This window comes from Mycobacterium sp. URHB0021, assembly GCF_054057895.1.
Genome location: NZ_JBSRZT010000002.1, coordinates 6311232 through 6327322 on the forward strand (window position 1 = coordinate 6311232; position 16091 = coordinate 6327322).

Genomic DNA, 16091 nt, shown 5'->3' on the forward strand with positions numbered 1-16091 from the left:
TCGTGTCGACGCCCATCGTGTCCAACCACCGCTGAACTGACTCACTGAGGTCGACGACGATTGGGTGCGTCTCGTGCCGCCCGTCGACGTCGAACGTCACAGGAGTATTGGAGTTCAGGGCCGTCGTCGCAGGGTGGTCCTCGCCGAGCAGTCCCCGAGATCCACGCAACGGTAGAGAATCGAAATCATCGTCGTGGCTTCGGGTCAGGTCGCGGTCTTGGCCCCACCGCAACGCTGTCACAATGTGGTCCAACGAGAATCCGCCGGAGAACAAGTAGGTTGCTGCGGGTACGATCACCGGACGAAAACCGTTTGTCAGCAGCAGTTTCGGCAGCAGGAGGTGCGTGTTCAGCCAACCGTGACTATCCGGAAATGCCTTGAGCACCTGCAGTGTGCGCACCGCCCGTCCGATCGCACGTAGCCGCGCATGCTCTGACGTGGCTGCGGCGATGTCGGAGTCATATTGCGCGAACACCGCATTGACCAAATCCGGCAATTCCCGAGACGAGTACACAGGCGCCAAGCCGATCTGTCCGGCCCGACTCACGGCGATCACAATGCCCCGTGCAGCTACCTCCTCGAGTTCCTCATCTACGGATTCGTCCAGCACGACCGTCAAATGGCGGTCACCGATGCGCTCGTCTGCCATGTCGTGTGCCAGCTGCGTGGCACCGGCTCGCTGGAAGGTGATTTCGGGGTTCTCTTCCGCGGTCTCCAAGCCGCCCAGCACCACATCGCTCTTGGGTCCGGTCACCAGGGCACGCATCCAGCGGTACCAGGCCCATTCCATCGGCCGGCTGAGCACAGCGCGATCATCGAGCACCAGGTTGTATGCAGCTTCCATGGCCGCGTGCGAAAACCCGCCGGGTACACCTTCATAGGCTGCGCCGGGATTGTCCGGGTGTGCGGCCAGCGCAGCGAAGTGATCGTCGCTGTTCAGATACAGCCGCCACCAACTCTGAGGATCAACTACGGTGCTGAGCTCAATCGGTGCGCCCTGCGAAACATTCGCCCATTCGGTTGTTTTCGAGGCAAGCTGTTCCAGCCACGACCGAACACGCGCGTTCTCGTCACCGATCTCAGTCCAATGATCCAGCGAAGCGAGAAATTTCCGCTCTTCGGGTGATCGCGCGGGCGCATGGTCTGCTGCGATCTGATCCCAGGCCCCCGCGCGCGCCAACAGCTCGAGCTCTTCGGGCTCGTTGGTTTCGCTCTCGGGGCGATCAATCTCGTCGAATTGGGAATCGTGGTTCTCCCCAGTAGCGCGAGGGTCGCCCTTGGGGCTCAGGCCAAGCTCCTCGTCGGTGGCCAGCGCGTCTGCGAGCGTGCGGAAGGCCAAAATCCGTATCTGCTCGAAAGCTCCTCGCGCATCGGGATCTTCAAGCGCATCAAGTGGTGCCAGGTTCGACCGGCGCAGTTGGCGGAAGAGGAGGCGGTCCTCCCATTGGGTCTGAAGATCACCAAACCCGCGATCTCCGGCGTCCCAACGATCCAGTGCATCAAGGTACCGCCGAGGCGGCACATAGCGTTCCGCCAACCATGCCTCGTCATGCGCTGCCACCCACGCATCGTTACGGGATGTCAGCCAGGCGATCCCGTGAGTATCTCGCCAGTCAGGATCGCGCAACCACAACTCTGCGGCCGCCTTTGGCTGTAGGTGGCCATCAACCGCCAGCCACGCCGCAGAATTGGGATCGGCGTCCAAATCGTCAGTTGGATCGACCCGTCTTGCTTTCCCCTTGCCGGTCGCCTCCGTTCCATCGTCGGGCTCTGCCGCCGAGAAACGTTCGCGGGCTTTGACGCTGACTTGGAGTTCGACCTCATGAGACTCGAAGGCCGCCGACTGTTTGCCTTTCGCTGTTGCCGACGGTCCAGCGCCGTCGCTGCCCGAATCCTCTGGATGTCCGCTCGGCGCCCCACCGCCAAAGCCGACAAGGGGATCACCAGTAAGAACCTGGTTGTATAGAAAGTCGACCATCGTCGGGGTCTGGTCGCGCCAATTGTGCCGCTCCAGCTGAATCGGCAGCATAGCGTAGGCTTCCCACACGTCAGCTTCAGGACGCGGCGTCTTCTTCCGCGCCAGACGCTTAAGGACATCAGCGACCATCTCCGCAGCGCGATGATCGTTCGCACCACCAAACTCGTTGAAAAGCTTCGCATCCGCCGAAGCCGCGAGACGCGTCGCTTCATCGACCGATTGACCATGCCAGAGCGCAGTCGCAATTCGATCGAGGGAGTAGGCACCGGTGAACAGCTCATTCATCAGGTTCGCGATGGTGTCGAGCTGTCGGCTCGCGCCATGCGGATCACCGGATACGGGGGTGAATCCGTACTCCATCATCAGCTTCGGCAAGACCAGGAAGACGTTCAGCCTGCCGTTGCCGTCCCCGAAGACGTGCAAAGTGTGCAGGTTGCGGACCACTCTGGCAATCGCGAGCAGCCGTTCGTGGTCCGTCCGTGCGGCCGCGATATCGGCCCGGAACGTATCGAAGATCGCGTTCACCACGCGGGGCAGCTCTCGCGCCTGGAAGTTGCTGCTGACCGTTACCGGACCGAGCGCAGGGTCCGAGTACACGCTCAGCGCCGTTGCAGCGGCCGGAGTGCCTTCGGCAGCCATCAACGGTCGCCCGGCGATGGTTTCGTTCAGCGTGTCCGCGTCGGGCACCATCCCGTCACGGAAATGGTGCCTGGTGGCCACGAATGCCGAGCCAGTCTGGAACCGACCTCGCATGTTCCAGGTGAGCTGCTGGTGCAGGTTCTCGTACCGCGTCCAGTCCAGATTGGTGAATGTGCGCCCGGAGGTCTCGAGCTGACTCTCGTATACCGAGGTCATGTTCCCTTGGAAGCCGCGCGATCTCTGCGTGTCGTACAGGCCGCCCGGATCGTTTGGGTTACTGATCTGGGCCATGGGGTGATCCACTGGATTGATGTACAGCCGCCACCAGTTGCGACGGTCCAGCACGGTGCTCAGTGGCATCGGTTGACCAGGCGGGCTCAGCCGGCCTGCCGCGGTCGTGTGGGGGGCGGGCAGCCCGTCGAGATAGTGCATCGATGGAGGAATGGGACGCCCCACGCCATCCGTGACCACCTGCTCGACGAAGACGTCGGCGCGGCGCCTGACTGCGCCACTGCCGGATTCGCCTCCGCGACCGACGGTAACCGGCTCGAAAATGACGTTTCGAACGAGCGCCGGTGCGCGCTCGCCAAGAGCCTTCCGTACCTCCCGCTCGACAGCTCTGGCGCGTTCCGCACCGCGTGCCGTCGCGTCGCCGGTGAAACCTCCATTGCCGTACCCGACAATCCGAACCCGCATCCGCCGCGGGTCGCCCTGGCCGGTGAACCCGCTAGCCAGGGCAATGATCTGATTCGCGATCCGCCGACTCTGCATATCCGACCCAGCCTCCATCCTGTCGGACTTGCGTTCAAAGAAGACCTGGATCTTCGCCGCCTGCGCCAACTCCCACAACATCGGCAGCCGATGATTTCGCTCCGGGACCCTGCGGTGAGAGACCCGGCGACTCGAGCCGTGGCGGGATTCGGGGACCAGTTGCTGTTGCCGGGAGCCGCGACGATCCGTGCCATGGCTCTGATGACTACTGCGCGACGGCTCGTCTGACGACGTCCGGACAGCCGAACCCCGTCGAGAACCATGGCGCTGATCACTGCTGCGCGACGGCCGGTCTGATGACGTGACTGCCGAACTTCGTTTAGAGCCGGGGGTGGTATTCGAGGATGAACTTCCAGCCACGGGCGCTTCGGCCTCGGCTACCCGTTGACGCACCATCTGAGCGAGCACGTCGTACTGTTGAGGCACTTCTTCCGGATGGACGAAGTCTTTGTCGTCGTCCCGCAACTCCAGCAGATACAGCGCTGCCTCGTGCTCCCCTCTCTCACGGTCCAGGTCCGCGAAGATCGTGTCGACACCGAATGCCTGCGACTGGTTGACAGTCTCTCTGGGGTGATACAGCAACACCGTGTCGAGATAGTCGCCCACCTTCAAGGTGTGCTTGCCGTGCGTCTCCCATAAGTGCGCGTACCGCACGGCATCCGCCGGCCGGACTGTTCGGCCGACAGGAAGTCGAGTCGGCGCCTCGTGAAACCACGGCGTCCTTTGGTGACGAGCGCTGTAGTCGTTGAGTGCTCCGATGTAGTTGGCACTGAAATCCTGACCAAGCTTGGCCATGCGACGAAGGAACAGTTGCTCCCACTTGGTCTTGATCTCTTCTGCATTTTCGTCCAGGAACTTCAGGACCTGCGGGGAGAGCTCAGCACGCATAGTGCGCAGGCTCTGCCGCATCGCGACGGCGCTGTAGGTCTTACCACCGTTCAGGTCCATCCGCATCGCGGAGATCGCAAGTCCGGCTCCGTGTACGGACATCAGCCACATCGCCGTTTCCAGGCGATGAAGCTCGGACCTGGTAGACGGGTTGCTGTCGGATTGACCGGCGGACCACCTCTTGTACGACCCGACGATTACGCTGGCGAAAGCGTCGCCGTCTGTATGGAAAGCCTGCTTGTACTCGGATGCAATGCGCGGGGAGATGTCGCGCATGAATGGAAGTATCGCGTCGAAGATGACCCCCTTTGTGTTGTGTGTAGCGACCGTCTCGTGATTTCCGACGTACGCGGGAACGAACTGGATGTCGAGGGCCTCAGGGTGTAGTTCCCAGCCCTCTGAACTTGGGAGAATTTCCGGCAGCGGTATCCCGCTCGCTATTCCTTCTAAGCCCACTTGCCGCGATATACCACGGAGGCGGCTCAACCTCTGCTGCAGAAAGTCCAGCGCCGCCCTGGAATTCGTTCTCGGATCATTACGCAACTCCGGAATGGGGTCGGCCACGAACTCGAGAATTTCCTTCTCGACGTCTTCTTCCTCGATGGGTGCCCATGCGATCGACTCCATCGGACGCATCGCTACGCCGCCGCTTTCGAGGATGTCGAAGCCACCGCGATCGAACACCACGGTGATCCCGTACTTCTCGTTCCTTGCCAACCACGGCACACGCTCTTCAAGCGCGTTGGCGTGCAGCGACGGATCCGGATGAAGATTCTGCAAACGGGGTGGCAGCTTCAAGTACCCGCCGTGGTACTCGGCCTCCACACCTCCGCGCCCGTACCGCCGGTCGCCGGCGGGATCGATGAGCGGATCCAGCATCGCCCGCTGATGCGAGTCCCGTGCAGACGACGACGGAACAATCGCGCGACCGTCACCATCGAGGATCACCACTGAGGCCCGCGCTAAGCTCAGGTCCGGTCGAGCCTCCGACACCCGCTTACCCTGCGCCGCATGCAAATCGAAGTACGCGACCGTATTGTCCGCGAACCGATGCGCACCTATCGCATGACCCATAGCGTCGGGATATGAAACCAGAATCAAAGCCGTGGCGCGCCCATGGGAACCGGCCACCTCGGCGAGCCGACGATCCACCTCATCCCAGGACGCCACCGGCGTCGGCTCGGCACCACCTATCAATCGGCGCACCGGTCGACCGTCGATCACCGAATCATCAAGGATCTTACCAACACCGGCCGCTCCGGCAAACCTCTCCGGATGCAAGGCCCGCATCGCCTCGCCCAGCAGAATCGTGCACGCAGCCAGGTCATCCCGAGGATCATCGGGCCGCCTCCCCACAGCGTGGGCATCGACGATCTTGTCAACGACATCGGTCAATGTCCGACGATTCGTGATCGCCGGCGGTTCGACACCGTCACCCAATATTTCACGGCGCCACAACGCGCCCCGCGACATCGGCTTCGCGGAAGCCGACTTTTCAGTGTCCGTGTGATCGGCTCCAGATGTCTTCGTTGCCGTTTCGACACGAACATCACTGACTGATGGCGCCGACTTCACATGATCCGTCTGACGCTGATCCGAAGCCAGATCAACCGCTCCCGACAGCGGCGAGGGCAAATAGGATGTCAATGCCGCCGATATCAGCTTGATCTGGTGGGCCAACTGCCCCAGCTTCACCGCGTTGACGTGATCGCCAAGCAAGTACTGCTTCCACAGATCAGCCAGAAGCCTCTGTGTACCACGCGGATTCGATTGCGACGTATCCACACGCCACACCTGGGTCACGAGGCCGGCGGCATCCGCTGTCGGCTGGCCTTCTCCCGCACGTGTGGCGGATCCGGCGTCAGGCAGTAGCCCATCGAGACCATATCCGCGTAGCTTGGCGCCGGCCTCAGCCACGGCTTGTTCCTGGGCCGCGCGCGGATCCACTGCGGGTTTCTTTCCGGTGTTGCGCTTACCGCCGCGCGACCCGGAAGCCGTGGCCGGCGCCGGTGGCAACTCTTTGTGCCGGAGAACATAGTAATCCAGGATCGCTTGCCGCACAGGTGCCAACGAGTCAATAACCGGTTCATCGCCGGTGTGAGCGATCTCCTGCATCGCAGGCGCAGGACTCAGGCGACGGTCAGCCAGCAGCGCCTCCGAAGCGACAAACGACGGATGATCGTCGATCCAGAGCAGCGGTGCCGGCCCATCCCGGAAAACGCCGCCACCCCACCGATACTTGTTGTCGCTCCGTCCCTTACTGACCGCATAAACCAAGGGCTCGACCTCGCCGTCGGCATTGAGCACATAGGTGAACGTGACTCCCTGGTCACCACCGTCGAGATGGGCGTGCAATGGGGCATGAAGGCGAATGCGACCATTACGCGCCTCCCGCACACCCTGACCGCGGGCAACGTCGCCGAGTACCTCCAATTGCTTATTGGTGAAATCCTTGTTGCCAAGACCTTTCCCGTAGCGGATTTCCTTACCGCTGAAGTGCCACGTTCGTTCATCTCCGGCGTTCAAATCCGCGATCCGAGACTGACGCTCCTGCTCAGTCTTCAGCCGCTCGGCCTGATGCTGCTCACGCACCTTCGACCACGACACCCGCGCCTGATCATGCACCGCCGCGAACGCCGGGCCCTCCAACTCCAAGTCGTGCTCGGAAATGAAGTCCGCGAAGGCGGTTTCGAAATCCCGCTCGCCATCGCCACGGACGTGAGCGCCGAACCGATAAGCCTCGATCCGCTGTGGGTCATCGATCACCGCTGCCACGATGTCGGGCCGAGCCTCGAACAGCGCCAACACATGTGGCTCGTCGACCAATGTCTTGAACACCTCTTCGAGACCGGGGCTCTCCAACAACAGCCGTAGATCCTCGGACCCACCGAGCCCGGCCAGCAGTCTCTGATCCGCTGCGGCAACCTTCGGCAACCCGCCCAGCCCAACCGACCCAGCTTCCTGGGTCGACTCGGCAGGACGGGCCGTCCCGGCCGCCACGGCGGCCGTACGGCCACCCCGCCCCCCACGCTTACGTCCGCCACCACCGCCTCGCGGCGGCCTATCCGTGGTGCTGGCCGGCGGCGTGGCCGTGGGTGTTTCACCGCTGCCTTCAGTCGTGTTGACCGGCGGCTTGGCTGCGGGCTGAGCAAGTGCTGCCTCGGCCTGCACCGCGCGGCGCAGCCCGGCCACGTCGAGGACGCCGCCCTCGGTCTGCACCCGACGCGCGGCGAGGGTGAACACTCGCTGATCGCGCAAATAGAGCGTCCGAACCTCGGCGTCGGTGAACAACAGTCGCGCGAAATCCGGCTCAGCATTGGCCAACTCGAGCAAGTTGCCATTGCTCAACACCGCGCGCCAGGGCGTGCCCGCTGCGTCGTCCGACGAAACAGTCGACAACACGGTCAGCAGTGATTGGCGGCGCATCAACGCCCGAAGATCGGCCGGCCGCAACGTGAGGGCGAACGCATGGTGCTCTGTCAGCACGGTCCACAAGTCCGGGTCACCACGACCTGACACGGTCGAGGTATTCGCCAATTCCAGCGCGATTACCTGGTTCTTGCGGAGCACATCTATCAACCACGGATGCGAAGCCAGATGCCGCAGACGCGTGCCGTCGTCACCGGCAAGGAACGTCAGCAGCGCCGGCTGAGTCCGCAACGCTCCCAACAGCTTCGGGCCACCAATAGCTATCGCACTCAGGACCGTGCGATCAGACGTTTCCAACCACTGCCGCATATTGGCGTCGACGGCCAACACGGCACCGAGCCCCACGACCCGATTCATCACCGGTGCCAGGCCCGAATTCTCGGCCACCAACTTCACCATCTCCGCCGAGGCGAAGACTTGGTCGACCAGTTCGGGATACTTTCCGACCGCAACCAACACCGCCCTGTACTGCCGGGGGGTGAGCTCGAAAGCACGCTCGGCGAACACCTCGGCCAGACGAGGCACTTTCGCCAGGTCATCAATCGGATCACCCGTACCGCCACGAGCACCGGAGAAGAACTGTAGAGACGCCAAGCTGCTGGCTACTGCAGCCAAAACACTCTCGTTCCGGTTTTGCAACCGGGACGCCAAACTCACCCGCCTGGAGCCGTCCGCGCCCGCGGTCCTGGTCAATAACGTCTTGACCGCGGCCAGGCCATCACGTGCCAGCGCCGCCGTGATCGCAGGGCTCTTTTCGGCGAGCAGTAAGGCCGTCTCGTCGCCCTGCAAGTGCATTTCCAGCTGCTGCTGGGAGTCGATCAGCGTGGGGAACGCGGGGTTGGCGATCGTCGTCTCCGCTATGGCGCGTACCCGGAGATTCTCTCGGTGGATGGCATCGCTCACGTAGTTGCGGTACAACGGCGGATGGTTCTTCAGTGCGGTGAACACATCAGGTGACACGTTCATTGTCTCGATGACAACGGCGGCATCCGGCCGGTCGAGCATTGCCACCAGTTCGGGGCTTTCAGCCAGGAAATCGCCCAGCGCAGGTGCCTTGAGCACCGCCCGCGCCAGACCCGGCCTCTTTCGTGCCGGCCCGAGGATCGACGGGTGCTGCGAAAGGAATTTGCGGGCGTCCACCAATTTGCCCCGAAGATCGGCATGGGTGTCCGTCGGGGCAACCTCATCGAGCAGCTTGGCCGCCTTTTTGACATCGGCTCTCAGCAGGTAGTCCACCTGCGTGGCCTCCCCGGGTGCCACCTCGACACCATCGTCGAGCAGGACCTGCTCCTGACCCTCCATCAGGGTGGTCAGGCGTGCCTTGCGTATTTTGATCAAATTTTCCTGGCGGTGCCCATCTGTCGCCGCCGCCTCTTCCGAGTCCCCAGGTCCAAACAGTTGAGCCGGCGAGGTCGTCTCCGGTAGCGCACTGCCGGCGATATCCACCAACAGCTTCGTATTCTGGGTCACTGACTTGGCGAAGACCCGATCACCGGCCAACGCCTCGACGAATCCCGGCGTATGCAGCAGGCGTTGCCAATGATTGGCCGTCAGCTTGACATTCGGGTTCGCGAACAATAACTTCAGGTTGTTCCCGTCACCGGCGGCAAGTTTCACGAGGGGATCGGCGAACGTCCGATAATCCTCGTTTCGTGAACTTCGGTCATATTGGTTCTCAACGAGATCCAGCAGACCCGGGTGGGCGCGTATCACCCGCGCCAACACGTGGTCATTGGCGGTCAACGCCGCAACCAACTCCGGTACCTCAGTGAGCATGTTGAAGTAGGCAACTGCCGACGGCTGCGCCAGGGAGATGGCCGACTCGTCGCTGGCCAAGACGTCGATGAGTTCCGACGTTTTCAGGATCTGTCGGGTAGGGGTTTCGAACAAGGCCGAACTAATCTGGAAACGCAGTCTGGCGCTCCACTGCAGCGCCTCGCCGATCTTGGAACCGGACGCCGCACGCTCCCAGAGCACCCGCCGGGTCTCGTCACCCGGACGACCACTGTTTGCCTCGGTCGCCAGGTTCTGGGCCAGGCCAGCGCTTCGCAGCATCGCAGGAACCAGCTGAGGCAGCACCGCCTGCACCGTGCGACGACCGATGCCTCCAGCTGAGGCGGAGTCGCCGAGATCGTCGGCGAAGACCTGATTTTCGAGCATTGAACGGGGGTCGCCGCCGTAGGAAGCACTGGTCAGCAAGTGCCGGTACTCGTGCGGTGACAGCCCAGGCAGCTGGGCCAGCACATTGACCAGATCGGCGCGAGCTGGGTCGGTCAAGGCTTTCCACGTCTGCTCGACGACTTTGGGGTGCGGATCTCCCTGACGGTGATCACCGAGCGCGGCCAGACGCAAGTTCTCGTGCGCCGCCAATGCTTGGCTCACCGCGGAGGAGAGCACACCGTCGGGCACCGGCGGAGGATCCGGATCGACCGCGTCCGCGAACCGCACCGCCAGGTCATCATCGGCCAGATTGTCGAAGTGCTGCGGATCAACCGACAACACCGTGGCCACCGCCGGGTTGCTCGCCGCCTTCTCGAACAGTCGTAGGTCACCACTGAGCTGACGGCTCAACGCCGGGCTGTCCAACAGCACGTCGACCAACGCACGATTACCGTCGAGCACGGAGACCCACTGTCCGAGTCCGGTCTTGCCGCCGCCGAGCACCCCCTCCAACACCCCGTCCACGTTCACCACCGCCCACGCCAGCACGGGATGACGACGCAAACCCTCGAACAGCCAGGCATTTTCGGCGGCGAACAAGCTGGCGTATTGCTCTCGGCTCCACACGGGACCCACCCGATACCCGCCCGGGCCGATCGTGTGATTCCACCGCATCGTGTTGAACATGTCGATCAGTCCGGGCGTGTCTCTCAGCTTCTGCACGCTCGTGTCGGGGTCGACGCTGTCGCGGATCGCCGGACCAAGCTCAGGCAGCTCACTGATGAGCGCACTCATCCATCCGTAAACCGACCGACCTTGGTTGAGCAGCGCCCCCCACTTGGGACCCAGTGCGCGCGATGCCGCCAAACCATCGTTGGTCAAGAACAACTTGCGGGCCTCAGCGTCGCTCTCCAGCCGGTCGAAAAGTCCCTTTGCGTCGGAGTGGTTGACGAAGTACGAAAGGTCGGCGTCTAGTAGCTCGTCGGACGAGAGCCCTATGGTGAGTCGATCAAAGACGTTCGGCCATTCGTTGATGACGATCGCGATGGTCTTCGCATGCTTCGCGAATGCCGCAGCGTAGTCGGGCTTCTCGCTGAGGACATCGGTCACCAGCTGGAATTGTTCACGCGGGAGGCGCTGCAAAGTCTTCAGATGAGTGAGCCCAAGCGAGACCTCTCCGCTGGCACTGGCTTGCCGAAGTTCGTTCTGAAGTGTGAGCGCCAAGCGCTGCGGCCACGGATGGGGTGTTGCGGAGGGGTTCGCGGCGGTAGGCTGCCGCTGCGACGGTCCCGCACCGGCAGTGTCCGCCCGATCCTCTGAATTTCCGCCGGGCGCGCCACCCTTCAGGCGCACATAGGGATGGCCGGTCAGAACTTGGTTGTACAGGAAGTCGCGCATCGCCGGTGTTTGACGGCGCCAATCATGTCGTTGCAATTCAGCCGGCAACGCGTCATAGGCCGCCCACACCCTCGCGACAGGACGCGGCGTCTTCTCCTGTGTCAGACGCGCAGTGACGTCCGCCACCATTTCCGCGGCACGATGGTCGTTCACATCACCAAACTCGTTGAAACGCACTGCGTTCGCGGACACGCCGCGACGCCTGGCCACCCGCCGACCCTCCCCGGCCATCGCAGCACCAGGCTGAACCGGTGCCGCCTTGGCTGCCGCCTCGAGTTCGGACAGCGGGATCAGGACTTGCCCATGAACCGTCTGTGGGGGCAACTCGACGGTGTCCCCGCCGTGGCGCATGATCAGGGTGATTTCAGTCTCAACGTTGAAAACGCCGTACGCGCGCGGGACCTTGGCACTGGCCAATACTCGTGAGTTGTCCGAGAACATCACACCGCGGGTCCATTGGCGAGATCCGCCGCCGCCCAGCAGCGCCGAAAAGTCGATCCCCAGGATCTTCAGGTGTGGGCCGATCAGCAACCGTCCACCCCCCTGGCGGGATCTCGATTGTTGCGTCTGCCTACCCTGGCTCACGTCGTTCTGCAGATACGCGTTGGCGCCAACGTGTTCAACCCCCACGAAGACGGATGGTCCGACCTTCGCGCTCGCGGTGATCAAGTACTTCTCGTGCGTCAGGAGCGTGACGCCATTCATGCGCTCGTCGTCTGTCGTCTTCGGGTAGTCTCCTGCCCATACGCGCTTTGTGAGTTTCTTTGGCCTCTGTTCCTTTCGGCCGTCCTGGATGTCCTTCCATTGAAGCTTGCGCCACCCGCCCTGCTTGCGCGTCATTTCGGTAAGGCTGTCTTCCAATACGGAATCACGCAGGGATGCTTCTATGTAAGGCGTGACGGCATTCAGTTCGTGTTGCCGAAGGCCGAACATGGCACTTATGTTTCGGATGGCTTCGTCGCGGAACTGTCGACCATCAAGAATCTTGCGAACCAGGGTCGCCGGGCTGAGTCGGCTTCCCTCAGCCAATTCAAACCAGCCGTGAACCTGTTCATCCTTGGGTAATTCACGGGTGAGGAACGTGATTTGTGCGGATGCCGTATCGCTGATCGCAGCGGCCTCGGATCGTCCGGGTGGTCGGCTCATGGCTGCCGAAACCGTGGCCGTGCCGAGGTGTGTGACGCTGCTGCCCTTCTTGCGGAAGAGCGTGTTGGAGGAGGCGGCAGAGACGTGGGTATGGGTCGTCTCTTTGCCGAGTGAGGCGTTGATCTGACCCTGAGCCGTCACGTTGACGTGGGGCACGCCGGGCAGGAGGTCTCTCTGCGCCTGGACCAGCCCCTGCGTTTCGTGCGACTGGGTGTTGGTGGTCTGTGCGTTGAAGAATTTGCCAGGGCCGCTGTAGATCTCGGTTTGTGCATCTGAATCCGACAACTGCAGGTTGTCGATGTGAGCGCGTAGCTCGACCTCACCGCCTTTCACCGATTTCAGCTTGATGACCTTGTGCCCACCTCGGCTGAAGTCGCCGAGTCGGCGCTCGATGCTGGCGTCTTGCAGGTCCTCGGTGAGTTCAGCGCGCACCGCGGGCCAATCGGCGCCGAAGACCGCCTCGCCGGTGGCGGCCATGGAGTTCAGCAGATGCGAAGCCACCGGGCCTTCGTCGGGTGTCCGTTCGTCGGTTTCGATGCTCGCTTTCGCACTGCCCGGGGCAGGCCCATCGACCGGCGGCCGTACCTCGCGAACGACCTGACCAATTTCGAGCCGCAGGGGTTGTATGTCGTGCTCATCGTGAGGAGCAGGTATCTGCTGGACTTCGGACGTCGGTTCATCGGGACGAGTGCTCGGACCGGCGACGGCATTGTCGAGGTCGTGCTGGGGGACCTTGGAGACCTTGGGTTTCGGTGTATTTCGGGGGTAAGCGAAGACTGCACCGAGCCGAACGGGTTGCGACTCTTTTCCAACCTCCTCTATCGGTTTGAGGTTGCGGTTCCAAAGCCGCTGTTTGCCCTTCGACACCAGCTTGGCGCCCCGGCTCGGTTCGTAGCTGATGTGGAAGCGGATCTGGTGTCGGAATAGCTCGTGGGGCTCGGTCACCCGCACCCTGTTGGGCTGCCGGTGGTCGGCTTCACCTGAGAGGTTCGCGTGGCGCACGTCGCTCAAGTGCGAAATGCCATGAACGCCTTCAACGGTGGGATCCGCGCTTGGACGCTGCGTCCAGTAATGGGTGACCTGGGAACTCAGCGTCACCCACGGGGTGGGAACCTGGATGCGGCCACCGAGTACATTGCGCCGGAGTAGACCGTGGGTATGCGTGAACGACGATTCGAACTCTGCGGATGTGTCGACCTCGAGACTCTCCGACGGACCAACGTGCTTGGCGTCCGGCTCGCGGTCGAACCGGATCTTGATTGTGACCTTGCCGCCGGGCACGGGGACGTCGTGGCGCAGCTGCCTGCCTGACTGGTGAGTGAGCCGACCACGAAGCACGCGCGGTCCGAAGTGGCGCGACACCCCTTCCATCGCATGCTCGAGCGCCCCGCTGGGCAACACTGCAGCGAGGTCGCGGCGGATGGCCTCCTGCACGGCGGTGTCCCGGTCGAGGCCGACGATCAGGTCGGACGCGTGCCAGCTGCTCTGCGACGCATGTGCAGGCGGCTCAGGTGGATTCGGGTTCCGTGGCGGCAGGTCCCACTGCCACTGCGGCGTAACGCGCGGAGGGGCTGGCGGTGGCTCGTGGCCGTCCTTGATGTCCTTCAGGAATCGCTGCGCGTTCCAAACATACTTCTCGGGTTTAGGCGGCGGGCGCTTGCGCAACTTGCCGTTGGCCGGCGGAAGCGAATGACTGTGAACCTCAGCTGGCTTCTCCTTGCGCAGCTTGCCGTCACGTGGCTCCAACTTGTGGCGTTGCACCGCGGCGCGACCGAAACGCGATGCCACTGCCACATTGGCCGGCCTGGCCTTGCGCAGTTTGCCCGGTCCATCCGGTGAACGACCAGTATGGCCGAATGCTTTACGCGCATTGGGATCTCTGGGCTTCGGCGGCTCGACGGGGTCGGAAGCCCGCTTGGGCGGCGGCCTGTCGATGAAGCCGGTGGGGCTCTTCTTGTCAAACGTGGGTGGCAGATGGTCGTCATGTTTGCGGGAGCCTCCAAGCTCGGACACGGGAATCCCGATCGTCACCGCCATGGGGAGGGTCTGTTGGGTTGTGGCTCGTGATCCAACCATTTCGGCCTTTATCAGCACCTGGCCGGTGAAGATGGCCATCTCCTGCTGGACCTTGGACGCCACCACGTGACGTTGCTGTTCTCCGAAGGTTTCACGATCGCGGGTGGTCCAGCGGGTGCCCACGATCGGCTCGATCAGGAACTCGACTCCGTCGATGTCGATATTGCGGCCGCCCAACGCGACCTGTGGAGTGGTCTGCTTATTGTGCTCGACTACCTTCGACGAGCCTTCGACAAATTCCGTGCTCGGGCTGGAAAGCGGCGTGATGACCCGCTGAAAGGTAAGTCGATCGAAGTCCGCTGTGAGCGAGGCTTTGGTGTGCGAACCCGGCCCCGACAGCTGAGAGCTGACCAGAGGACCGCCTTGGGTCATCGCGGCCAGGCCATCGCGTACTGCGTTCAGGTGAAGTGAAGACTTCACCGTCCTGGCGACGTTCTTCCAGTCATCACCGAACGCCCGGCGGCCCAGCGAGTCGATCGCGCCGTGAAAACCGCCGAGGTCCAGGTTGAAGACTTTGTCCATACCGGCCATACCGGCCATACCCGTCGCTTCGTCGTCACCCCAGATCCGGGCCGGGGGCGCCCACACCTTCTCGTTCAGATAGGAGGCGAGCGGCTTGCTCCACCCTTCGACCATCGCGTCGAAACGGGCTCGTGTCTCGACCACCGCGCGACCCTTGAACGACGCTCCACGCCACGCCGGCGACGGAGGCTTGGCACCGTGCATCTCAATGCGGAGCCGCACCTGTCCATGCCAGCTCTCCCCTCCCACCGGAAGCTTGGCAGTGTTGCGGGTGCGGACCCGGCGACTATCGACGTCGATCTTTGTGCGCCCGTGGATGTAATTGCCATCCATCCCGCCTTCAAAGGTGGCGGAGCTGGTAGCGTCCTGAGCACGTACACGGCCGGGGACTGGTACTTCATACGACCACGTACTGGCTTCCTGCCGTACCAGTGAGGTGTCTATCTCCGTGCCGGCATGGAATTCGGTCTTTTTCGTCTTGCCTGTCAGCCGCATGAACTGCTTCCACTGGGCCAGCCGACTCTTGGAAGCTTCGCCCTGAAGGTGCGGTTTGGACGGAGTGCTCAGCGGTTCGACAAACGCGTGCACTTCCAGCCGCGCGCCGGGAACGTTCTCGAAGTGCAAGACCAAGGGCTGCTTGTTCGTCATTCCGGGCAAATTGGCTTGCAGGCGCTCAACGGTCAGCCAGTTGTCAGTCTCGTTGAGCGCCTTGATATGTGCACTGCCATAGGCCTTCTTGAAAGCCTTCCGCATGTCGGCGCTGGTGACGAAGTTGGAGACCGACCACACGTCGGGACCCTGAGCTGCCCGCCGCTTACCTTTGCGATCGTGCAAATGGTCTTGGTCTCCGTCATCGGGCATCAGCCACAGGTTGGTGACGGTATCGGTGCCGGTGAGCGCACGCGTTTCGAGAATGCTTGGCGGCCCAGTGAGTTCGGTTGCGTCGCCATCGATGTCGTCGTTGCCGTCATCATCGACATCGCGTTTCGGAACGACCAACTCGGTTTGGAAGTCGATGTCGAGAGGTTTGATTTTGCGTGTGAGCCAGGGCACCCTCAGCTCGGCGTTGACGACGGCCTTGACC

General features: G+C 62.6%; 1 protein-coding gene (only partly in view). It reads right to left on the bottom strand.

This entire window lies inside a single protein-coding gene on the bottom strand: locus ACVWWN_RS33310, encoding a scabin-related ADP-ribosyltransferase. The 41016-nt coding sequence extends 13784 nt beyond the window's left edge and 11141 nt beyond its right edge, so the window shows coding positions 11142-27232 (codon 3714, partial, through codon 9078, partial); reading right to left, the first codon wholly in view occupies window positions 16088-16090. Both the start codon and the stop codon lie outside the window.